Raw genomic sequence first — 21,718 nt, forward strand, 5'->3', positions numbered from 1 at the left:
AATCCGGGTCTTTTTTTTGCTTATTGCTTAGGAAATAACTCCCTTAGTATCCTTTGATTTTCTAAAGATCAACCAGAACATCACCACAATCAAAATGATCAGCAAGGCTACTTCAAACTGTGCCCAAATCTGGGATCGGTTAATTAGTTTTTTCGCCTTTTTGATCAGCCTATCCCCTTCCGCTAACTGAATTTGGCTTAAATCATCAAGATCCTTTCTGGCTTGTGAAATCTTATTGTCGTAAAGCTTTACTTGCTCAATATTGACTCCGGAAGAATCGGTGTACAACAATTCGTAGCTTTTGATGGCGAGGTCATTTTCAATAATCGTCCGAAAATCTTTCAAGTAGCTAGACTCCTGATCTGTCAGCTTTGTCTTTTCAAAATCCTCCACAATAGCCAAGATTTCCTTCTCCTGCATGTCTATTTCGTCAATTACTTTAGAGTAATCATAATCCAAATTGCAGTGATCTATGAGTTTTTGAATTTGAAAAAGCCGCTCTGAAATGTCAAAAATATAGCTCTCCACAACCAATCTATCATTGTACACTTCTGTAAACGTTGAACTAATCTCGCGGAAAGACTGACGCTCGATTAGGTTTTTTGCATAGATCAATAGCAATAACATGCTAATGATGAACATTGCTTGGATTTTTTTTCGCTTGATGGATTGACCGGACATAGAGTAAGTATGACTAACTAAATTTCTTTCTCAGTTTAGGCAATCTTAAACAGTTTCCCAAAATTCAATAAGGTTCTTCTCCTAAAAATTCGGTCGGCTATCGTAAACCCGAACATAATCTACCACCATTCTTTGTGGCCAAATAGAAGCATCTACTCCCTTTTGTCCTCCCCAAGTTCCTCCAACGGCAATGTTTAAAATCAAATGGAAGGGCTGATTAAATGGCCATTCTGAATAATCCCCTCCTGTATTCTCAAATTCAAAATATTTTGCTCCATCCACATAAAACTCGATGGACTCTTGGGTCCAATTAATGGCATATGTGTGGAATGCTTGGTCAAAATCATCGATCTGAATTTGAGCTCCTTTTTGCGTGCCTTTTACATGATTAAACGCTTCGGTATGGACGGTCCCATGAATTACTCCGGGATCGTATCCCACATGCTCCATGATATCAATTTCCCCATTTTTGGGCCATCCTCCGTGTCGATTTTCCTCGGCCAGCATCCAAATTGCCGGCCAGGTTCCTGTTCCAGCTGGTAGTTTTGCTCGTACTTCAATGTATCCATATTCCCACGAAGCCTTCCCCCGTGTCACCAAACGAGCAGAGGTATAACCTTTGGGATATTCAGCATCAGCATGCGCCTCAATAATCAAATACCCATTTTCAACCCTTGCATTTCGAAGTTCTTTCTCCGTGTAAAATTGAAGTTCTTGATTTCCCCATCCATGATCTCCAACATCATAGGTCCATTTCGTAGAGTCCGGCAAACCCGAACTATCGAATTCATCAGACCAAAGTAGTTTTTGGGGAAAAGTATTCGATGAAAAGGCAAAGAAAAGCCCGAGACTTAGAGTTGCATATAGAAAATAGGTCTTCATGAGCGCAAGTTTTACAGGATTACTTCAGGATGGAAAAATGGCACATTTTAGACCAATCTCAAAATGAATACCTACTTACAGATTCCTTATTCCTCAAAACCATTGGGCTTTTATGGAGTTTTATAAATCCATAGCAATTTGCTCCGAGGATGGTTTTTTCCCTCGTTAGAACCTTGTAAATTGCCGATATAAACCCAAATAAACATGGCATATTATCATCGATTAGGTCAGATTCCTCCGAAACGGCACATTCAATTTCGCCAACCTGACGGTAGCCTATACAAGGAAGAATTGGTCAGCTCCAAAGGTTTTTCTGGAATCTACTCTAACTTGTATCACATTTATAATCCAAACGAAGTAAAATCCATCGGAGAGCCCAAACCCTACAAATGGGATATCGCAAAAGATCATGGATTGCAGCAGACTCATCTCAAAACTTCTGGTGTAGGAACTACTGGTAAGGATTATCTATCCGCACGCCGAATGCTCATGATGAATAATGATGTCATGATGGGCATCTGTTCGCCTGAGCAGCGAAAAATGGATTATTATTTCAAAAATGCAGATGGGGATGAACTCATCTACATCCATGATGGAGCGGGAATCCTATATTCCCAGTTTGGTAAATTGGAAGTTAGAAAAGGGGATTATATCGTAATTCCGAGAACGACCATTTACCGCTTCGAATTTGAAGAAGAAGGTCCACTTCGCTTGTTGATCATTGAATCGCACGGGCCAATCGAAACAGTGAAGCGCTATCGAAATGAGGTAGGCCAGTTGCTGGAGCATTCTCCATATTGTGAGCGGGATATTCGACCTCCACATGAATTGCATATCGAACGGGAGAAGGGAGATTATTTGGTTCAAATCAAAAAGCAAGGAATGCTTCATCAGTATTCCTATGCACACAGCCCCTTAGATATTGTCGGTTGGGATGGCTATTTATATCCATATGCCCTATCCATTTATGACTTTGAACCGATCACGGGCCGAATTCATCAGCCACCACCCGTACACCAAACCTTCCAGGCTTGGGGATTTGTGATTTGTTCCTTTGTTCCAAGATTATTTGACTATCATCCTTTGGCTATTCCTGCCCCATATAATCATTCCAATATTGATTCCGATGAGGTGCTTTATTATGCTGAAGGTGAATTTATGAGTCGAAGAGGAATTGATCGAGGATCCTTCACTATCCATATGGGCGGCCTTCCGCATGGCCCACATCCAGGCACGGTTGAGAAATCTATTGGAGCTAAAGAAACGGAAGAATATGCGGTGATGTTGGACACCTTTAGACCACTTCAAATCACCACCGATGCTTTGGAATTTGTGGACAAAAATTATCCCATGAGTTGGACCGATTAAATATCTAAAGGCCGGTTTTTCCGGCCTTTTTCATTTACATCCCAAAAAATTTAAGCTCTTCCAAAAGACTAACCTGTTGATGTTTTTGATCTTGCCTAAGGATGTAATTTTTCTCGGCACTCAGCTGATTCAAACTTACTGAATATGCATAGGGGTCCGATTTCCAATCCAAAAAATCATCCTTTACTCCTGATCCCTTTAAGCCTTCTTGAATTTGAAGTTTGAGGTTGTTTGCAAAATCATCGGGAGAAGTTTTAAATGGAAGCTTGATCAACAAGTGAAAATGATCGTTCAAAACGGAAAACATACCATGAGAATTTCCAAAATCTTCAATGAATTTTTCCAAGGTTTGGGAAAGCGCCTCTCTTTTTGAAAAATCAATTATAGGCTTACTTTCCTTTGATACAAAAACCCAATGAATCCATATTTCCGAGTTTGAATGACTCATATCCATCAATGAAAGTACCCAATTTAAGTATAAAAATCATCCTAGGCACTATCAGGACTGAATCCAAAAAAATTCCCAAACCGGATTCGGATTGGGAATTTCTAATTTTGATGTATCTCTTTTATTCCAAAATCTCAAGGATGGGTTGTCCCGTAGCTCCATTTGGTAATCTTATCTGAAGCATCATTGAAAGTGTCGGAGCGATATCTGTCACCGTGGCATAACGACTGCTACTTCCTGCCGGAACATTCCATCCAAAAAACAGGATAGGAACATGGGTGTCATAAGTAAAACCTGTTCCATGAGAAGTCCCTCTTGCACCTCCCGTCAACCAAGCCGGTTCCAAAACAAGGAGCACATCTCCAGAGGCTTTGTGATTGTAACCCATTTGTAACAAATGAGGTCTTCCGGTTTGAAATTCAGCATTTTTTATAGAATGTGCCGTGTAGGCTTCTTTTACGCCTTTGAAACGCAATACAAAATTTGCGATATCATCCTGTACTTTGCTTAACTCCAACCCCTTTTCCCGAATCAACCGATGGTTAAGAAATATCTGCTCATTGGATACATTTTCAATCCAATCTCCTTCTCCATAAGATTGATTCGCAAATCCCATTAACTGCCCTCTCACATATCCGATATTGAGGTTTCCTGCTGGAACATTTTCACTTTCCATATAGGTGGCCACATCTGCCACTCCGTGATCAGCAGAAAGGAAGACCAAATAATTTCCTTTTCCATAGTGCTCATCGAGGTATTTCAAAAATCGTTCAAACTCCTGGTCCAAGCGCAAATAATTATCCTCTAGCTCGATGGAAGTAGGACCAAATCGATGTCCGATGTAATCCGGGGAAGAAAAACTTACTGCTAGAAAATCGGTCTCCTCTCCTTTTCCAAGGCCCTCTCCTTCAATGGCGGCCAGCGCAAAATCCAGGGTCAAAGTATTTCCAAAAGGTGTAGAAGCGATAAGACCTAAGCCCCCATTATTTTCCATCAAACTTGGAAGTTCATAGGGGAAAGTTGGGGTATCCTTTCCAATAAATGGTGCCTCAAACTCATTGTTATCATCGATACTATTGACATAGCTATCCACTGTATAAAGCGGTTCCCATGTATTCTGAAGATATTGCTGAGCCAGTTGTTTTTCATTGAATTGCTTAACCCAAGCTGGTAGATCCTCCATGTAATAAGAAGAAGTCATAAACTCCCCTGTTCCACTATCAAACCAATACGCATCACCCAAGTGACCTGCTGGCAAACTAGCTCCACGGTCTTTTATAGCAATTCCAACTACCTTGGATCGCTTGTTGGTTGAGAATCGAAGTTCGTCAGTTATGGTGGTGGTTAAGAGATTCCTAGGACTGATTTTCCCAGCATTGAGGCTTCCTCCGATATTGTAGACGGTGGAATCCTCTGCACAGTAAATGGACCGATTCAAGGAGCGTACATACCAACTGTTCGCAATGACACCATGAGTGGCCGGCGTGGTACCTGTATAAACAGAAGCATGACCAGGGCCAGTATAAGTTGGGATATAATTGTAATGCCCGTTCTTCATCATAAAGCCTTCCTTCATGAGTCGCTTAAAACCACCCTCACCATATCGATCAGCGAATTTATAGAGATAATCTTGGCGCATTTGATCGACGATAATTCCGACGACCAATTTTGGTTTTTCGGAAGCTTGTTGAGCTTGAAGCCCAGTAAAGAGGGAAGTAATGATGAATACTAAAAGGCTATATCTTTTCATTTTTAGAATTTTTAGCATGTCAAAGATAAGCATATCCTCCGTTTGAATTATTAATACTTTGTTAAATGGAAGAAAGCCTACATCTTAGAACAAAAACTCACCCTATTCAGATGAAACGACTCTTATTATTTTCTATTCTATTTTTAGCCATTACCCCAATTTTCAGCCAATCTTATTTTAAAGATGGCCTGTCGGCAGAATGGCATCGGGAACGACGGGATGAATTGCGAAAGCTTATGCCCGCCAATAGCATGGCTATTTTTTTTAACAATCCAGTGAAAAACAGGTCGAATGATGTGGATTTTATTTACCATCCTGATACCGATTTTTTCTATTTGACAGGTTTTAGGGAGCCTAATGCTGCTTTGATTATTTTCTCAGAAAAGCGCCAACTTGAAGGTATCGAAACCGATGAATTAATCTATGTACAGCCGCGAGATCCTCGTGCCGAAATGTGGAATGGAAAACGGTTAGGTCAGGAAGGCGTTCGAGAGCTTTTAGGCTTTGATCAAGTATATCTTTTTGAAGATTTTGGCAAAAAACCACAATTAAACGCAGCGGATTTTGATAAAATCCTCACACTAAGCTTGACCATGGAAATCGAAGGAAGTTCTGCCAATGCTCCACTACGGCGAATGGTATCAACTTTCAAAAAGAATTCGAATTATCCTGAAGAAGGAAGCGAGGTTACCCTGCAGATGTATAATTTAATTCGTGCAACTGATATCGAAAACTCAGCGAATGTAGCTCAGATTATTGGTCGATACAGACAGCGCTATCCAGAAATCGAGAAAGACCCGGTATTGCAGGACTTTTTGAAAGCAGAAACTCCAGAACAGCGGATGGAGGTGAAAAATAAGGTTCCTGAGAATAAAACAGACGTTTTTGCCTTATCACAAATGATGGATCAGCTTCGGGAAGTGAAAACTGCTGAAGAAATCAAGCTTTTGCAAAAGGCTGCAAAAATCTCTGCAGTAGGACAAATCGAGGTAATGAAAGCTACTCAACCGGGAATGTCGGAACGTGAAATCCAAGGGATCCATGAATTCATATACAAACGATATGGTGCAGAGGGAATTGGTTATCCTTCAATTGTAGGAGGCGGTAATAACGGATGCATTCTTCACTACATCGAAAATGATATGGCGCATATCAATGAACGATTGGTATTAATGGATCTGGGAGCAGAATGGAGAGGCTACACTGCCGATGTCACACGGACAATTCCAGTTAGTGGAAAATTCAGTCCGGAAGAACGGGCCATTTATGAATTGGTTTTGAAATCTCAAGAAGCGGGTATTGAACTTTGCAAACCAGGAGTTGAGTTCAGCGAAATCGGGAGAGTAACTCGTGAAATTATCAATGAAGGATTGGCTGAATTGGGAATTATTAAAAAAGGTCAACGCCATAATTATTTCCCCCATGGGACCAGCCATCATTTGGGTTTAGATGTGCATGACCGGGGAGGTTATGGCCCATTGAAAGAAGGGATGGTATTGACGGTCGAGCCTGGAATTTACATCCCAGAAGGAAGCGACTGCGACCCGAAATGGTGGGGAATTGCGGTCCGAATTGAAGATGATATTCTTATTTCCCCAGAAGGACCGGTCAATCTTTCAGGAGATGCCCCTCGGACTGTTGCTGGCATAGAACAAATGATGCGCATTCCTAGTGTATTGGAAAACTGGGTGCTTCCCGAAATCGATTAAAAATCTCGCTGCGGCGCGACGACGCAGCTTTTGAAATAAATGAACTATTTAGAAAATGATATTGCCAAAATTATTCTTGATAAGGCATTTTTAATTCACCGAGAATTAGGGCCTGGACTTTTAGAATCCATCTATGAAAAAGTCCTAATTCATGAGCTAAAAAAATCTGGTTTAGAAGTTAAAAGTCAAGAACCTATTTCTTTTTTCTTTAGAATGGGATGGAATGGTTTTCGAAAAAGGTTTTAGAGCTGATTTAATTGTAAACGAAAAGGTGATAGTTGAGATTAAATCAGTTCAAATTCTAGCTCCCGTTCATGCAAAGCAATTACTAACCTATTTAAAATTAACAAACCTAAAACTTGGACTACTTCTAAATTTTAATGAAGCTCTTTTAAAAAACGGCATCAAGAGAATTTTAAATGGATTATAATGATCTAATCGTTGCGCCTTTGCGTCTTGGCGAGCCTCATTTTTAATCCCTGCTTTTCAAGTCGCCCCGCTTAATGGATCGGATAAATTGTGCCCAGGCAAACGGATCCAAAAGTCGCAGCGGTCTAGGCCCATAGAGATCTTGATTTTGTTGCATCAACCCTTGTTGGAAATAGCGGAAGTTTTCGTTCCCTGATGCAGGCATGGCTTCAGCCCATCGAAGCAACATCTCCGGACTCATATTGGAACCACTGATGGTCATCGGATCCACTACTGACATGGCAAGCACCGCCTCTTTAAATTCTTTTTCTGTAGGATAAGGAGTTACTTCCACCTCCGCCAATGCAATCTCATCTACCTCCATCGTCAGGATCAAGCTGATTCGGTCGTCCTCCACATTTTCGGGAACTTTAAAGGATTGCCGCTTGAGGCCGATGAAACTAAAGACCACACTATCTCCTTCTAAGACAGGCATAGAAAAATAACCAAAACGCCCACTACTGGTTCCTCTTCCTTTTTTGGGAACATAAATGTTAACTCCCGGTACCGCATCAGTACTATCCGCATTCAAAATAATTCCGGATAATTGAATGACTTTTCTGTCTTGGCGATCTTGGGCTTTCAATTCTCCCACACCAAACAGAAAAAGAATAAAAAACAAGGAGGACAGTAAGGCGGTCTTTTTCACAAATCTGATACTTAAATTCTCAGCTAATTTGCTGAATACAAATTCCAATACCTGAAATTTCGCTTGATTTTTTAATTTCACCAGCAAATCAGCGTTAAAACTTACTAATGAGGCTCAAAAATATCAGTTTAAATTATGGATTGCGAATTTTCAAGGCCTTGGGAGAGGAAGCGCGTATCCGAATCATTCATTTGCTCCTACTCAATAAGGAATTGAGCATCTCCGATCTGGAACTGATTTTAGATTTTACCCAAACAAAAACCAGTCGCCATTTGATTTCTTTAAAAAATGCCGGCCTACTTGGAAGTCGTCGAGTCGACCAATGGGTGTTTTATTACATTTTAGAGGAGTATCTCGAAATCATTCAGCAGATTTTTAAGTTTATCCAAAAAGACCCCAGTCTCCTCAAGGATCAAGAAACCTATGAAATCCTGAAATCCAACCGAGAACTGGCTATCAACAAAATTCAAAACAATCAATACCGACGCTAATTCCTTTGAAAACGTACCAACACCTTTTCTTCGACCTGGACCATACGCTCTGGGACTATGACCGAAATGTGACAGAATCCTTACAGGAGCTTTATGAGATTTATGGATTGCATGACTTAGGCATTTCTTCTTTTGAAAAATTCTTCGAAGCATTTCATGCCGTTAACTTCCAATTGTGGGATTGGTATAATGAAGGGAAAATCGACAAGCACAATCTACGTAAGGAACGATTTCCACGAATTTTTAACCATGCCGGAGGAAGATCGGATGCCATTCCTGTTGAGTTCGAAGAAGACTTCATGCATCGAACATCAAGCAAACCGCATGTTTTCCCCTACTCTAAGGAGATTTTGAGCTACCTCCGGGAAAAGTATCAAATCCACGTCATCACCAATGGATTCAATGAATCCCAAGCAAAAAAGATGAAATCATCTGGCTTGGATGTGTTTTTTGAATTGGTGGTTACCTCCGAAACAACTGGACATAAAAAGCCCGATCCAAGGATCTTTTTTTACGCCTTGAAAAAACTGAATGCGCAAGCGGAACATTGCCTGATGATCGGAGACAATCCCCTTTCTGATATTTTGGGAGCCCAGCGAGCAGCTATTGACCAGGTCTTTTTCAACCCCGAAGGAAAAATAATAGACCTACAACCCACCTATGAAATCAAACATCTACGAGAATTAGAGTCGCTTTTGTAAGCTAAATCACTGCCTGTTCGAGCAGGAAACCTTATCTTTGACCATTCAGAATCACATAAACTCCAAATAGCATGTTAAAAGGATTTTTCAACGTACCGACTCCAGTCAATGAGCCGGTAAAATCATACGCCCCTGGTAGCCCAGAGCGAAAAGAGTTGCAGGCTAAGCTAGCCGAACTTCGGGCTACTCAAGTAGATGTACCCATGTACATCGGAAGTGAGGAAGTACGAACAGGAAAAACCCGTCCTTTGTCTCCTCCACATGATCATCAGCACATTTTAGGTCATTTCCATGAAGGAGATGCTTCACATGTTGAGCAGGCTATCAACGCGGCTTTGGGAGCGAAGGAAGCTTGGGAAAATCTTGCTTGGGAACAGCGTGCAGCCATTTTCTTGAAAGCTGCTGATTTGTTAGCTGGACCTTACCGAGCAAAAATCAACGCTGCCACCATGTTGGGGCAATCCAAAAATGCGTTCCAGGCTGAAATTGACGCTGCATGCGAGATCATCGATTTTCTACGCTTCAATGTAAAATATATGACCGAGATCTATTCCCAGCAACCACCTGTTTCTGGAAATGGAGTTTGGAACAGAGTTGAGCAAAGACCCTTAGAGGGCTTCGTTTTTGCCTTGACACCATTCAACTTTACGGCCATTGCCGGTAACCTGCCAACTTCAGCAGCCATGATGGGAAATACCATCGTATGGAAACCGGCATTCACGCAAATCTACTCAGCGAATGTGCTGATGGAGGTATTCAAGGAAGCAGGCGTACCGGATGGGGTAATCAACTTAATCTATGTGGACGGGCCGACAACCGGGGATATCATTTTCAAGCATCCTGATTTTGCCGGTATCCATTTCACAGGTTCTACAGGTGTATTCCAACACATCTGGAAGACTATTGGCGAAAACATCAAACTTTATAAATCCTATCCAAGAATTGTCGGAGAAACTGGCGGAAAGGATTTTGTTTTGGCACATAAATCCTCAGATCCTAAAGCCGTTGCAGTTGCACTTTCCAGAGGTGCTTTTGAATATCAAGGACAGAAATGTTCTGCGGCTTCCCGAGCTTACATTCCATCCAATCTTTGGGATGATGTTAAAAAGTATTTGTTGGAGGATCTAGCTTCTATGAAAATGGGAGGCACAGAAGATTTCACCAACTTCATTAATGCAGTTATCGACGAAAAGGCTTTTGATAAAATCGCCAAGTATATCGACAATGCGAAGGCTGCTCCAGGCGTGGAAATCATCGCAGGTGGACACTATGACAAATCCAAAGGCTACTTCATCGAGCCTACAGTTTTGGTGACTCAAGACCCGATGTACACAACCATGTGCGAGGAAATCTTCGGTCCGGTTTTGAGTATTTACGTTTACAATGCTGAGCACTTCGAGACTGTATTGGAATTGGTGGATCAGACTTCCCCTTATGCTTTGACAGGAGCCATTTTCTCTCAAGATCGCTATGCTGTTGAAATGGCAACAAGCAAGTTGCGTAACGCTGCAGGTAACTTCTACATCAATGACAAGCCAACTGGTGCGGTCGTAGGACAGCAACCATTCGGTGGAGCAAGAGCTTCTGGAACAAACGACAAAGCGGGTTCCATGATCAACTTGCTTCGTTGGGTTTCTCCACGTACGATCAAGGAAACCTTTGTATCTCCAACCGACTACAGATATCCGTTTTTGGGAGAGGATTAATTCGACCTTCAGGTCCCGAAAAGCATCGGAAATCAAAGATCTCTTTCGTTAAGATTAAAAACAATTAGGAAAACCCTTCGACTCCGCTCAGGGTGACTGTTCAAACAAATCAAAAGCCTCGGTACCGATAAAATCGGGATCGGGGCTTTTTTGTTTCCCACAGCTATTCACAGATCAAAAACATAGATTTTCTCAGAAATTCTTTTTTTTATTTATCTTCGTGAATCTGTGACTTTTTCTGTGCTTATCTGAGGGGACAAAAAAACGGCTGAATCTCTCCAGCCGTTCGTATTTCAAACTTCGTATTTCGTACTTAAGTATACATTGCCCCGTTCACATGAAGCACTTGTCCAGAAATGTAGGTGCTCATATCTGAGCCTAAGAATACACAAGCATCGGCGATCTCTTCCGGCTTTCCTCCCCTTTTCATTGGGATGGCATCTCTCCAGCCTTGCACAGTCTTTTCATCCAAAACCTCAGTCATCTCTGTCTCTATAAATCCCGGCGCAATGGCATTGCAACGGATATTTCTTGATCCCAATTCCAAGGCTACAGATTTGGTGAATCCGATAATTCCAGCTTTAGAAGCTGCATAGTTGGCTTGACCAGCATTTCCTTTTGCTCCTACCACAGAAGTCATATTGATGATGGAACCTGACTTGGCCTTCATCATGGTTCTTGTGGCAGCCTTCACGGTATTGAAGCAGGACTTCAAGTTTACATTCATGATTTCATCCCAGGACTCCTCAGTCATTCGCATCAACAAATTGTCCCGGGTAATTCCTGCATTGTTAACCAAAATATCCAAGCCTCCGAAGTCAGCGACTACATTATTGACTAATTCTTCAGCAGCTTTGAAATCGGAAGCATCTGAGCGATAGCCTTTTGCTTTTACGCCAAATTCAGCCAATTCAGACTCTAAAGCTTGCCCCTTCTCTACCGAAGAAAGGTAGGTGAATGCGACATTTGCGCCTTCTTGAGCGTATTTGATGGCGATTGCTCTACCAATTCCTTTGGAAGCACCTGTGATAAGTGCCGTTTTTCCTGAAAGTAATCCCATGGATTTCGTGAATTTTGTTTGATTTCAAAATTAGAAAAAAAGCCGATAGAATCAGGCGTTTCTTTCCCGACATCTGATTCATTGACGATTCTCCTATTAAAAAATTGGTAAGAGCCCTCTAAACCAAATTTTCGAATGGATTTTCAGAAAAGCTCCAAAATTATTTAAGCATGTATTTTGATACGTTTCGGATCTTCTGTTTTCTCCTAACTAAGCCCCTTTCTTTCAATTTTTTTCTGAAACCAAAAGGCCTATTTTTGCATAGTTTGAAAATCGTACTAAAATCCAACAAGATATGTCTTCATCTAAATTTGACTTGATCGTGCTGGGAAGCGGACCTGGAGGGTATGTAGCGGCGATCCGCGCTTCTCAACTCGGACTGAAAACTGCCATTGTAGAAGCAGCAGAACTCGGCGGAATCTGTCTCAACTGGGGTTGTATTCCTACCAAAGCTTTGCTGAAAAGCGCGCAAGTTTTTGAATACATCAATCACGCCAACGACTATGGAATTTCCGTGAAAGATGCCAAAGCTGATTTCGAAGGAATGGTAAAACGAAGCCGGGGAGTAGCGGATGGCATGAGTAAGGGCGTGCAGTTTTTGATGAAGAAAAACAAAATCGAAATTATCGCGGGATGGGGAAAAATCCAGCCGGGTAAAAAAGTAGAAGTAACAGACCAAGAGGGTAAGAAAACTGTCTATTCCGCAGATAATATTATTATCGCTACTGGCGCGAGATCCCGTGAGCTTCCTGCCTTGAAAATTGACGATAAAAAAATCATTGGCTACCGGAAAGCGATGACATTAGAAAAGCAACCAAAGAAAATGGTTGTCGTAGGCTCAGGAGCTATCGGAGTTGAATTCGCTTATTTCTACAATTCCATCGGAACCGAAGTTACCATCGTAGAATTCATGGATCGAATCGTCCCAGTAGAAGACGTGGAGGTTTCTAAGGCTTTGGAAAAAACTTATAAAAAAGCCGGAATGAAGATCATGACTTCTTCTGAAGTTACGGCAGTAGATACCAAAGGTACAGGCTGCAAAGTAACTGTTAAAACTGCCAAAGGTGAAGAGGTACTCGAGTGCGACGTGGTTCTTTCCGCAGTCGGTGTCGTTTCCAATTTGGAAAACATCGGTTTGGAAGATGTGGGGATTTTGGTTGAAAAAGGAAAAATCAAAGTAGACGAATACTACAAGACCAATATGCCGGGTTACTATGCCATTGGTGATGTGGTTCCTGGACCAGCTTTGGCACACGTGGCTTCTGCCGAGGGGATTATTTGTGTTGAAAAAATTGCCGGACAAAATCCAGATCCGCTGGATTACAATAATATTCCAGGCTGTACCTATTGCTCTCCTGAAATCGCTTCTGTTGGATACACCGAAGCGAAAGCCAAAGAGGCAGGATATGAAGTGCGAGTGGGTAAGTTTCCTTTCTCAGCATCTGGAAAAGCTTCCGCAGCAGGTGCTAAAGATGGATTTGTCAAATTGGTATTTGACAAGAAATACGGAGAACTTTTGGGTGCTCATATGATCGGAGCGAATGTAACCGAAATGATCGCTGAAATTGTAGCTATCCGTAAGTTGGAAACTACGGGTCACGAATTGATCAAAACCGTTCACCCGCACCCAACTATGTCAGAAGCAGTGATGGAAGCGGCTGCAGCGGCTTATGACGAAGTGATTCACTTGTAATTCATATTTACAAGATTCATATAAATCAAACCGGGTCAATATGGCCCGGTTTTTTTATGCTTTTGCTTGGTGGTAAAAAGCTCCTAAATCCTTTATATTGTTTGATTGAATTGAGAAAAAATGGAATTACAACTTTCCACCCCAGCCCTATTATTTTCTGCAATTACCCTCTTAATGCTGGCTTTTACCAATCGCTTTTTAGCCATTGCCAGTTTGATCCGAGGACTTCATAAGAAATTTCTGGAAGAACCGGATGAGGAGATATTAGTGGAGCAAATCCACAATCTCCGTCGAAGGCTGTCACTAATCAAAAACATGCAGCTTTTCGGAATATTCAGCTTTTTATTGTGCGTGGTTTGTATGTATTTGCTGTTTCAAGGATATACCACTGCCGCCAACTGGGTTTTTGTAAGCAGCATGGGATCCCTATTGATCGCCTTGGCCTTATCCTTGATCGAAATCCTGATTTCAACCAAAGCCTTAAATCTTGAATTATCCGATATGGAGGATATTTTCGAAAAGCGAAAAAGCAGTTTGGATTTCATCTTCAAAAAAGAGAACAAAAAAGAATGAGAATATTTAATTGGGGCTTTTTATCACTACTCCTTTTCCTGGGCAGTTGCACACCCAAACAAGAGGATAATCAATCAGAAAGCGGTTCCAAAAAACTTCACATAACGCGTGTTTTGAACCTAGAAGAAACACGTGAATTCTATTCTTGGACGGCTGATCGAATCCCAATGGTTTCTGCCCATCGGGGTGGCCCCTACCCTGGCTTCCCCGAAAATGCCATTGAAACCTTTGAAAATATCTTGACCTACACGCCCTCGATTATCGAGCTGGATGTGGCAATGACTCGAGACTCTGTACTCATTTTGATGCATGATGACGAACTAGACCGAACGACAAATGGCACAGGAAAAGTCAACGAAGTAACTTTCGAGTATATCCAAAGCCTATTTCTGGAAGACAATGAGGGAAAGTTGACTGAATTCAAGGTCCCAACCTTGAAAGAAGCTTTGCTATGGTCTAAAGGAAAAGCCCTGCTTACTGTAGACATCAAGCGATCTGTGCCTTTTGAAAAAGTAATTGAGGAGGTAAGAGAAACTGAGTCTGAAGCCTATGCAGCTTTGATTTCCTATACATTTCCTGCAGCCAAAAAACTTCATTCATTGGCTCCCGAATTAATGCTTTCTGTTACGATCCGAAATGAGGATGAAATTCAACGATTGGAGGAAACAGGCATTCCATGGAATCGGGTGATTGCTTTTACTGGAGTAGCCGAGCGAACCCCTTCATTTAATCAAGCGCTCCACCAAAAAGGAGTATTTACCATTTTGGGAACCATGGGCAATCTTGATAGAAGTGCTGAAGCCCGTGGAGATGAAATTTATGTGAGCTTTGTGCAGCATGGAGCTGATATTTTGGCTACCGACCGACCCATTGAGGCAGCTCGAGCACTTCAAAATTTAATCCCATCTACTAGTTCAAAATCAACCTATTTCTACCATGCTAATTGATCTTAGAAGCGATACCGTTACTCGTCCAACACCTGAAATGAAGGAGGCCATGTTCTCCGCCCCGGTGGGTGATGATGTCTTTGGCGAAGATCCAACCGTGAATGCCTTGGAAGAAAAAATCGCAAAGCTATTTGGAATGGAGGCAGCTCTTTTTTGCCCTTCGGGCACCATGACTAATCAGATCGCGATTCGTCTTCACACAGGTCTTCAAACTGAAGTCATCTGCCACCAATACTCCCATATTTACCTTTATGAAGGAGGTGGAATTATGGCCAACTCCGGAGCATCGGTCAAGCTACTTCCTGGAGATTTCGGGAAAATTAAAACAAACCAAATCGCTGATTCTATCAACCCGGATGATGTTCATGCTCCGGAAACGACTTTGGTTTCTTTGGAAAATACGATGAACAAGGGAGGAGGAAGCATTTATACTTTAGAAGAAATCAAACCGATTCATCAACTCTGTCAGGAAAAAGGCCAAAAGCTTCACTTGGACGGGGCTAGATTATTTAATGCCTTGGTTGAAACAGGTGAAAAACCTGTTGATTGGGGTGCTCATTTTGACACTATTTCCATTTGCCTGAGCAAAGGTCTAGGGTGTCCAGTGGGGTCCGTTTTATTGGGCTCAAAAGCAGATATCAAACGGGCTCGAAAAGTCCGAAAAGTCTTTGGAGGTGGCATGCGGCAGGCAGGTTTTTTGGCAGCAGCAGGAATCTACGCTTTAGATAATCAGGTGGATCGATTAAAAGAAGATCATTCCCGAGCTCGTTCCTTGGGAGAAATGCTGAGTGAATTACCTATCGTTTCAGAAATTTTCCCGGTAGCAACCAATATTGTAATTGCCAGGTTGGATGGAATCAGTCCGGAAGAATTTATGGGCAAGTTAGATACTCATAATATCAAATCTGTAAAATTTGGAAAAGACTTGGTTCGCTTTGTGACCCACTTGGATTTTGGGGATGAGCATTTGGAGGAATTTGGAAAAAGGATTAGAAAGATTTGAAATTTTATCAGACAGAATTTGACTGAATAATCGAATTCAATCATGCCTGAAAAGGCCTCTTTTTTGTAATTCTCGATCTATTCCCACAGATTTAAACAGAATAAGGCACGGATTTACACAGATTTTAAGAAGCAAAATCTAATTCCTGAAAAGGATAAAATTCCCAATTTCATGAATATTTTAATTCACTCATTGAACATTAGTAAAATTTGGTAATGTCTTGATACTCTCTTCTTGATACCTGATACTTTCTAGCCTCTAACTCTCTTGTCTCTCTTATGAATCCCACTCCTTTAGCCGAACGCATGCGCCCGACCCGATTGGAAGATCTAATTGGCCAGGAGCATCTTTCTTCTCCAAGTTCTTTCCTTTATAAAGCTATCAAGTCGGGAAATGTACCTTCTTTGATTTTATGGGGGCCTCCTGGAGTGGGAAAAACTACGATAGCGAATATTATAGCTAATGAAATCAAGGCTCCATTTTACACATTAAGTGCAATCAATTCCGGCGTCAAAGATATTAGGGAAGTTATCGAAAAGGCCAAGTTTCAAATGGGGGTGGTCCTTTTCATCGACGAGATTCACCGCTTCAACAAATCCCAGCAGGATGCCCTTTTGGGAGCGGTAGAAAAAGGCATCATCCGATTGATTGGAGCTACGACCGAAAACCCATCATTTGAGGTGAATTCAGCCTTGCTTTCAAGATGTCAAGTTTTTACGCTTAATCCCTTGGGAAAGGCTGAAATGATAGCCATGATTCAACAGGCTTTGGAGAAAGATGTTGATTTGAAAAAAATCCAGGTAGAACTGAAGGAAACCGACGCCTTGCTTCGTATTTCCGGGGGAGATGGAAGGAAACTCCTCAATCTTTTAGAGATTGTAATCGATGGTATCAATGAAAACCCCTGTGTGATCACTGATGAAAAAGTGATGCAAATCGCGCAGCAGAAAGTTGCCCTCTATGATAAATCAGGAGAACAACATTACGACATCATTTCAGCATTTATCAAATCCATTCGGGGTTCTGATCCCAATGGAGCTGTCTATTGGTTGGCTCGCATGATCGAAGGAGGTGAAGATGTCAAATTTATCGCAAGGCGCTTAGTGATTTTGGCATCAGAAGATATCGGTAATGCGAACCCCAATGCCTTGCTTTTAGCCACTAATTGTTTTGAGGCGGTCAAAATGATCGGCTATCCTGAAGCACGAATTATCCTTTCACAATGTGTGACGTACCTTGCAAGTTCTCCAAAGAGTAATGCCTCCTATTTAGCGATTGGGAAAGCACAGGAATTCGTTAGAAAGACGGGAGACCTCTCGGTACCCTTTCATTTGAGGAATGCTCCTACCAAGCTGATGAAGGATTTGAACTACGGGAAGAATTATAAATATTCTCATGATGGAGAAGGGAATTTTATTGAGCAGGAATATTTGCCGGATGAACTCAAAGGAACGACATTTTTTGAACCTGGAGATTCTGCTCGAGAGCGTGAAATGAAGAAATTTTTGGCCGCGAGGTGGAAAGGGAAATATGGGTATTAAGCCTTTAAAAAGAAATATTTAATCTAGTAAAAGTTAAATCTATAGAAAATCATCAGGTATTTTTTTAGATAAAATAAGAATTAATTGAAAGAAAAATTTTTTTGTTTGAGAGAAAAGCAATTGATTCGAGACAAGAAAATTTAGTCATTTCTATACTTGTTTTTATGCAGTTATCTTCTGTTCGAAAGCGGACAAATGAAACAAAAATTAAGTCGAAATCGATTCTATTATAAAACTAATCCTAACCTTTTATTATGAAAAAACTCACAGCTTTAGGCTTGCTGTTTGCCTTGACCATTGTCCCGGCCCTGGCCCAAAAGAAAATTGAGTTCAGAGAATTTACTCTGGACAATGGATTGCATGTCATCATGCATCAAGACAATTCCACTCCGATTGTCAATACTTCGGTCCTTTATCATGTCGGATCAAAAAATGAAAATCCAGAGCGAACGGGTTTTGCTCATTTCTTTGAACACCTCATGTTTGAAGGTTCCGAAAATATTGAACGAGGAGAATATATGAATATTATTCAAGGTAGAGGAGGAACACTCAATGCCTATACCTCGAATGATATCACTTTTTATTATGAGACGCTTCCATCCAACGAACTCGAATTGGCTCTTTACATGGAAAGTGAGCGGATGCTTCACTCCAAAGTGGATGAAACTGGCGTGGAAACACAGCGTGAAGTCGTAAAAGAAGAAAAAAGACAGAGTTATGACAACCGTCCTTATGGGTCAATTTTGATTGAAACTCTTAAGCGTGCATACTCTGAGCATCCCTATCGATGGGCACCTATTGGTTCTTTAGATCACTTGAACGCTGCTACTATTGAAGAATTTCAGGATTTTTACAAGCAGTTTTACGTACCCAATAATGCAACTTTGGTTATTGCAGGGGATATTGACTATGCACAAGTAGAATCATGGGTACGAGCGTATTTTTCAGAAATCCCTAGAGGAGAAGGAGAGATTTATAGACCAAACATTACCGAGCCAAAGAAGACGGAGGAAATCAGAGACGTTATCTATGATAATATTCAAATTCCAGCTGTAATTCAAGCTTACAATTTACCACCAAGAAATCATCCGGATTCCTACGCCCTTTCGATGCTTTCTACCTATCTGACTGGTGGAAATTCGTCCCTAATGACCAAGGAATTGGTAGACAAACAACAAAAGGCTCTTGCAGTTGCTGCTATACCTCTAGAATTGGAAGACGGCGGAATTTTCATCATGTATGGAATCACGAATATGGGAGTAGCTCCTGAGGACCTCGAAGCTGAAGTCGACAAATTAATCAAGCAAGTTCAGGAGGAAGGAATCTCTGATCAGGACTTTGCAAAGCTTCAAAATATCATCGAAAACAATATTGTAAGTGGAAACTCAACCGTTTCGGGAATTGCAGAAAATCTTGCAGAAGCTCACGTCATTTATGGTGACACCAATTATATCAATCAAGTGATGGATTACTACAGCAAAGTCACCCAAGAGGATATCAAGCGAGTAGCCAAAGAATACTTGAATTTGGAAGGTCGTGTAGTACTTTATTACCTACCGAAACCAAAAGAAACGACTGAGTAATTGTTTAGACTAAACTACTTCGAAAACATGAAAAAATTAGCAATATTATTATTCTTTAGTGTCCTCACAGTGGCAACTGCGTGGGCACAAGTTGACCGAAGCAAATTACCAGCATCAGGTCCTGCCCCTGAAATCAACATTGGGGATGCAGAAGTATTTACGCTAGATAATGGTTTGAAAGTCATCTTGGTTACCAATGATAAGTTACCAAGAGTCTCTTTTTCATTGATTTTAGACAGAGATCCTTTACTGGAAGGTGACAAAGCTGGCCTCACGGGTTTTGTGGGACAGATGTTGACTTCAGGGACAGAAAGCAGATCAAAAGATCAAATTGACGAAGAAATTGACTTTATCGGTGCGAGTCTCTCAGCCTCTTCAACCTCTATTTTCGGATCTTCTTTGAAAAAGCATCAAGATAAGTTGTTGGAACTTATGACCGATGTCTTGTACAATCCTAGCTTTCCACAAGATGAATTGGAAAAGTTGAGAAAGCAAAGTTTAACAGGTTTAGCCACCACCAAAGATGACCCGAATGCTATTTCCGGCCGACTGGCAGCTGCGATGGTTTACGGAAAAGATCATCCATACGGAGAAGTTGAGACAGAAGAAACGATCAAAAATATCACAGTCGATGATGTTAAGGCTTATTACCAAACCTTTTTCAAGCCAAATATCGCCTACCTAGCGATTGTGGGTGACATGGAATTAGAAGAAGCCAAGTCTATTGCAGAAAAGTATTTTTCCTCTTGGGAAGCTGGAGAAGTTCCAAGCTTTGACTATAAAAAACCTGAGCGAGGTGAAAATACAATGGTTGGATTGGTAGACAGAAGCTCATCTGTGCAAACTGTAATCAATGTAACCCAACCGGTAGAATTGAATATTGGAGATGAATCTTACATTCCGAGTAGATTACTCAATCAAATCTTAGGAGGAGGTTCTTCTGCTAGACTTTTCATGAACCTTCGTGAAGACAAAGGATATACCTATGGAGCCTATTCATCCATCAGTTCTGATAAATTAATCGGTAGATTTTCAGCAAATGCCTCTGTAAGAACTGAGGTAACCGATTCTGCTGTGGTTGAGTTTCTACATGAAATCAACAAAATTGTGGAAGAGGGTGTAACGGAAGAAGAGCTACAAAAAGCGAAGGCAAATTTATCTGGTTCATTCGGACGTTCTTTAGAGAGTCCTTCAACCATTGCAAATTTTGCCTTAAATATTGAGAGGTATGACTTACCGAAGGACTATTACAAAAATTATCTTCAGACATTAAACAGCCTTTCTGTTGATGAGATAAATCAAACTGCAAGAAAGTTAATTGACCCTAGCAAGCTATACATCACAGCTGTTGGTAATGGAGCAGAAATCAAAGATAAACTTGCTCAATTCGGAGAAGTCAAAATGTTTGACAACATGGGTTATCCTGCGAAAGAATTGACAGCAGATGCAAATATGACCGCTGAGAAAGTCATTGCCAATTATTTAGAAGCTATCGGCGGAAAAGAGAAGGCTCAGGCAATCAAAACCGCAACCTTGACAATGAATGCAGATGTGATGGGTACTGCCCTTGCGCTCGATATGGTATTTGATGCTGATGGTCGCTACGCACAAAAAACTTCCGTTGGTGGTAATGTAATGCAAAGCTCAGTAATCAAAAAAGATTCTGGATCAATCAGTGTGCAAGGTCAAAGTATACAACTTTCCGGTCAGCAACTGGAAGAAGCGAAAATCAATGCCTACCTGATACCAGAAGCTTGGATTGAAGAATTAGGCTATACTATTGAACTTGATGGCTTAAAAGATGTGGACGGAACTCCTGCTTATAAAGTAATCATTTCTGCAGCTTCAGGTGCAAAATTGGTTAATTACTATGATGAGCAAACCGGTCTACGGATCAAAAACGAAAACCCTACTTCTGGAGACACATTCTATTCAGATTATCAAGAAAAAGAAGGGGTATTGTTGCCAATGACCTGGACCATCAAATCCCCAATGATCCCGGTTCCATTAGAAGCAAAGGTTACAAATTTGAATATCAACCAAACCTTATCTGAAGAAGATTTTCAATAATTGGAATCGATAAGAATATCAAACCGGAAGTCTTATGATTTCCGGTTTTTTTATGGGCTTTTTTCAGGTTTAAAAGAATGAGGCCAGCAATTCAAAGATGCTTTAATAAATGGGTTAAACATTAAATGAATAGACCCATGAAAAACTATTGGGCTGAAAAGATAATAGGAGATTCATTCCCCTTTCGTAGGCAATAAACAATGTAAAAGAATAATACTGAGAGAATCAATCAAAAAAGGAAATTCCAAGAATCTCTATAAACGAAAAAAGCCCCTTATGTAAGGGGCTTTTGATAAATGAGGCGGCGACCTACTCTCCCGGGTGTAACCCCAGTACCATCGGCGCTGCAGGGCTTAACTTCTCTGTTCGGGATGGGAAGAGGTGGGACCCCTGCG

Annotated in this window: 20 protein-coding genes and 1 rRNA gene; 14 read left to right on the forward strand and 7 right to left on the reverse strand. The window is 41.2% G+C overall.

Going from position 1 to position 21,718, the window contains the following annotated elements:
* Positions 1-27: 27 nt before the first annotated feature.
* Together HWE15_RS14770 and HWE15_RS14775 are read right to left on the reverse strand one after the other, a co-directional pair.
* On the reverse strand, positions 28-681 hold the full coding sequence (locus HWE15_RS14770; RefSeq protein WP_290508318.1) for an MCP four helix bundle domain-containing protein: 654 nt from the start codon (positions 679-681) through the stop codon (positions 28-30).
* A gap of 81 nt (positions 682-762) precedes the next feature.
* A complete protein-coding gene (locus HWE15_RS14775; RefSeq protein WP_290508319.1) occupies positions 763-1,563 on the reverse strand; it encodes a glycoside hydrolase family 16 protein in 801 nt (266 codons plus the stop codon).
* A 204-nt stretch (positions 1,564-1,767) separates the two neighbouring features.
* On the opposite strand from HWE15_RS14775, the gene HWE15_RS14780 reads away from it, so the two are divergent.
* Positions 1,768-2,931, forward strand: coding sequence for a homogentisate 1,2-dioxygenase (locus HWE15_RS14780; protein ID WP_290508320.1), 1,164 nt, complete (start codon positions 1,768-1,770; stop codon positions 2,929-2,931).
* Between the two features lie 34 nt (positions 2,932-2,965).
* On the opposite strand, the gene HWE15_RS14785 is transcribed toward HWE15_RS14780, so the two are convergent.
* Together HWE15_RS14785 and pafA are read right to left on the reverse strand one after the other, a co-directional pair.
* Entirely contained in the window at positions 2,966-3,385 is a 420-nt protein-coding gene (locus tag HWE15_RS14785; RefSeq protein ID WP_367204035.1) for a transposase, read from the reverse strand.
* A gap of 115 nt (positions 3,386-3,500) precedes the next feature.
* The gene (gene pafA, locus HWE15_RS14790) at positions 3,501-5,129 is read right to left on the reverse strand and encodes an alkaline phosphatase PafA (protein WP_290508321.1); all 1,629 of its coding nucleotides are present in this window, start codon (positions 5,127-5,129) and stop codon (positions 3,501-3,503) included.
* Between the two features lie 110 nt (positions 5,130-5,239).
* Between pafA and HWE15_RS14795 the strand changes: the two genes are divergently transcribed.
* The 3 genes from HWE15_RS14795 to HWE15_RS14805 are packed head-to-tail and all read left to right on the forward strand — an operon-like array spanning position 5,240 to position 7,268.
* Positions 5,240-6,838: an aminopeptidase P family protein gene (locus HWE15_RS14795; RefSeq protein WP_290508322.1), complete on the forward strand. Its 1,599-nt coding sequence runs from the start codon at positions 5,240-5,242 to the stop codon at positions 6,836-6,838.
* 39 nt (positions 6,839-6,877) lie between these two features.
* Entirely contained in the window at positions 6,878-7,084 is a 207-nt protein-coding gene (locus HWE15_RS14800) for a GxxExxY protein (RefSeq protein WP_290508323.1), read from the forward strand.
* Complete coding sequence (locus HWE15_RS14805) at positions 7,062-7,268, forward strand: GxxExxY protein (protein WP_290508324.1); 207 nt, start codon at positions 7,062-7,064, stop codon at positions 7,266-7,268. Before HWE15_RS14800 ends, HWE15_RS14805 begins: the two co-directional genes overlap by 23 nt.
* 42 nt (positions 7,269-7,310) lie before the next feature.
* Here HWE15_RS14805 and HWE15_RS14810 read toward each other — a convergent pair whose 3' ends face one another.
* Positions 7,311-7,901 carry a carboxypeptidase-like regulatory domain-containing protein gene (locus HWE15_RS14810; protein WP_290508337.1) on the reverse strand — a complete coding sequence of 197 codons (591 nt, stop codon included), beginning with the start codon at positions 7,899-7,901 and terminating at the stop codon, positions 7,311-7,313.
* A 161-nt stretch (positions 7,902-8,062) separates the two neighbouring features.
* Here HWE15_RS14810 and HWE15_RS14815 point away from each other — a divergent pair, with 161 nt between their 5' ends.
* The 3 genes from HWE15_RS14815 to pruA all read left to right on the forward strand — a co-directional run bounded on the left by HWE15_RS14815 (position 8,063) and on the right by pruA (position 10,853).
* Positions 8,063-8,446 (forward strand): helix-turn-helix transcriptional regulator, encoded by a 384-nt coding sequence (locus HWE15_RS14815; RefSeq protein WP_135076874.1) that lies wholly within the window; start codon positions 8,063-8,065, stop codon positions 8,444-8,446.
* Positions 8,447-8,451: 5 nt separating this feature from the next.
* Complete coding sequence (locus tag HWE15_RS14820) at positions 8,452-9,147, forward strand: YjjG family noncanonical pyrimidine nucleotidase (protein WP_290508325.1); 696 nt, start codon at positions 8,452-8,454, stop codon at positions 9,145-9,147.
* A gap of 71 nt (positions 9,148-9,218) precedes the next feature.
* Positions 9,219-10,853, forward strand: a complete 1,635-nt coding sequence (gene pruA / locus HWE15_RS14825) for an L-glutamate gamma-semialdehyde dehydrogenase (RefSeq protein ID WP_290508326.1) — start codon at positions 9,219-9,221, stop codon at positions 10,851-10,853.
* 313 nt (positions 10,854-11,166) lie between these two features.
* On the opposite strand, the gene fabG is transcribed toward pruA, so the two are convergent.
* Positions 11,167-11,913 (reverse strand): 3-oxoacyl-[acyl-carrier-protein] reductase, encoded by a 747-nt coding sequence (gene fabG, locus HWE15_RS14830; RefSeq protein ID WP_290508327.1) that lies wholly within the window; start codon positions 11,911-11,913, stop codon positions 11,167-11,169.
* Positions 11,914-12,208: 295 nt separating this feature from the next.
* On the opposite strand from fabG, the gene lpdA reads away from it, so the two are divergent.
* The 7 genes from lpdA to HWE15_RS14865 all read left to right on the forward strand — a co-directional run bounded on the left by lpdA (position 12,209) and on the right by HWE15_RS14865 (position 21,323).
* Positions 12,209-13,606 (forward strand): dihydrolipoyl dehydrogenase, encoded by a 1,398-nt coding sequence (gene lpdA, locus HWE15_RS14835; RefSeq protein ID WP_290508328.1) that lies wholly within the window; start codon positions 12,209-12,211, stop codon positions 13,604-13,606.
* A gap of 120 nt (positions 13,607-13,726) precedes the next feature.
* Complete coding sequence (locus tag HWE15_RS14840; RefSeq protein WP_290508329.1) at positions 13,727-14,179, forward strand: DUF2721 domain-containing protein; 453 nt, start codon at positions 13,727-13,729, stop codon at positions 14,177-14,179.
* On the forward strand, positions 14,176-15,126 hold the full coding sequence (locus tag HWE15_RS14845; protein WP_290508330.1) for a glycerophosphodiester phosphodiesterase family protein: 951 nt from the start codon (positions 14,176-14,178) through the stop codon (positions 15,124-15,126). Before HWE15_RS14840 ends, HWE15_RS14845 begins: the two co-directional genes overlap by 4 nt.
* A complete protein-coding gene (locus HWE15_RS14850; RefSeq protein WP_290508331.1) occupies positions 15,116-16,129 on the forward strand; it encodes a low specificity L-threonine aldolase in 1,014 nt (337 codons plus the stop codon). Before HWE15_RS14845 ends, HWE15_RS14850 begins: the two co-directional genes overlap by 11 nt.
* 278 nt (positions 16,130-16,407) lie before the next feature.
* Positions 16,408-17,670 carry a replication-associated recombination protein A gene (locus HWE15_RS14855; protein WP_290508332.1) on the forward strand — a complete coding sequence of 421 codons (1,263 nt, stop codon included), beginning with the start codon at positions 16,408-16,410 and terminating at the stop codon, positions 17,668-17,670.
* 254 nt (positions 17,671-17,924) lie between these two features.
* Complete coding sequence (locus tag HWE15_RS14860; protein WP_290508333.1) at positions 17,925-19,253, forward strand: pitrilysin family protein; 1,329 nt, start codon at positions 17,925-17,927, stop codon at positions 19,251-19,253.
* Between the two features lie 27 nt (positions 19,254-19,280).
* Positions 19,281-21,323 (forward strand): pitrilysin family protein, encoded by a 2,043-nt coding sequence (locus tag HWE15_RS14865; RefSeq protein WP_290508334.1) that lies wholly within the window; start codon positions 19,281-19,283, stop codon positions 21,321-21,323.
* A 296-nt stretch (positions 21,324-21,619) separates the two neighbouring features.
* On the opposite strand, the gene rrf is transcribed toward HWE15_RS14865, so the two are convergent.
* Positions 21,620-21,718 (reverse strand): 5S ribosomal RNA (gene rrf / locus HWE15_RS14870); the annotation flags it as partial.

Source organism: Algoriphagus sp., from assembly GCF_013373065.1.
Lineage (GTDB): Bacteria > Bacteroidota > Bacteroidia > Cytophagales > Cyclobacteriaceae > Algoriphagus.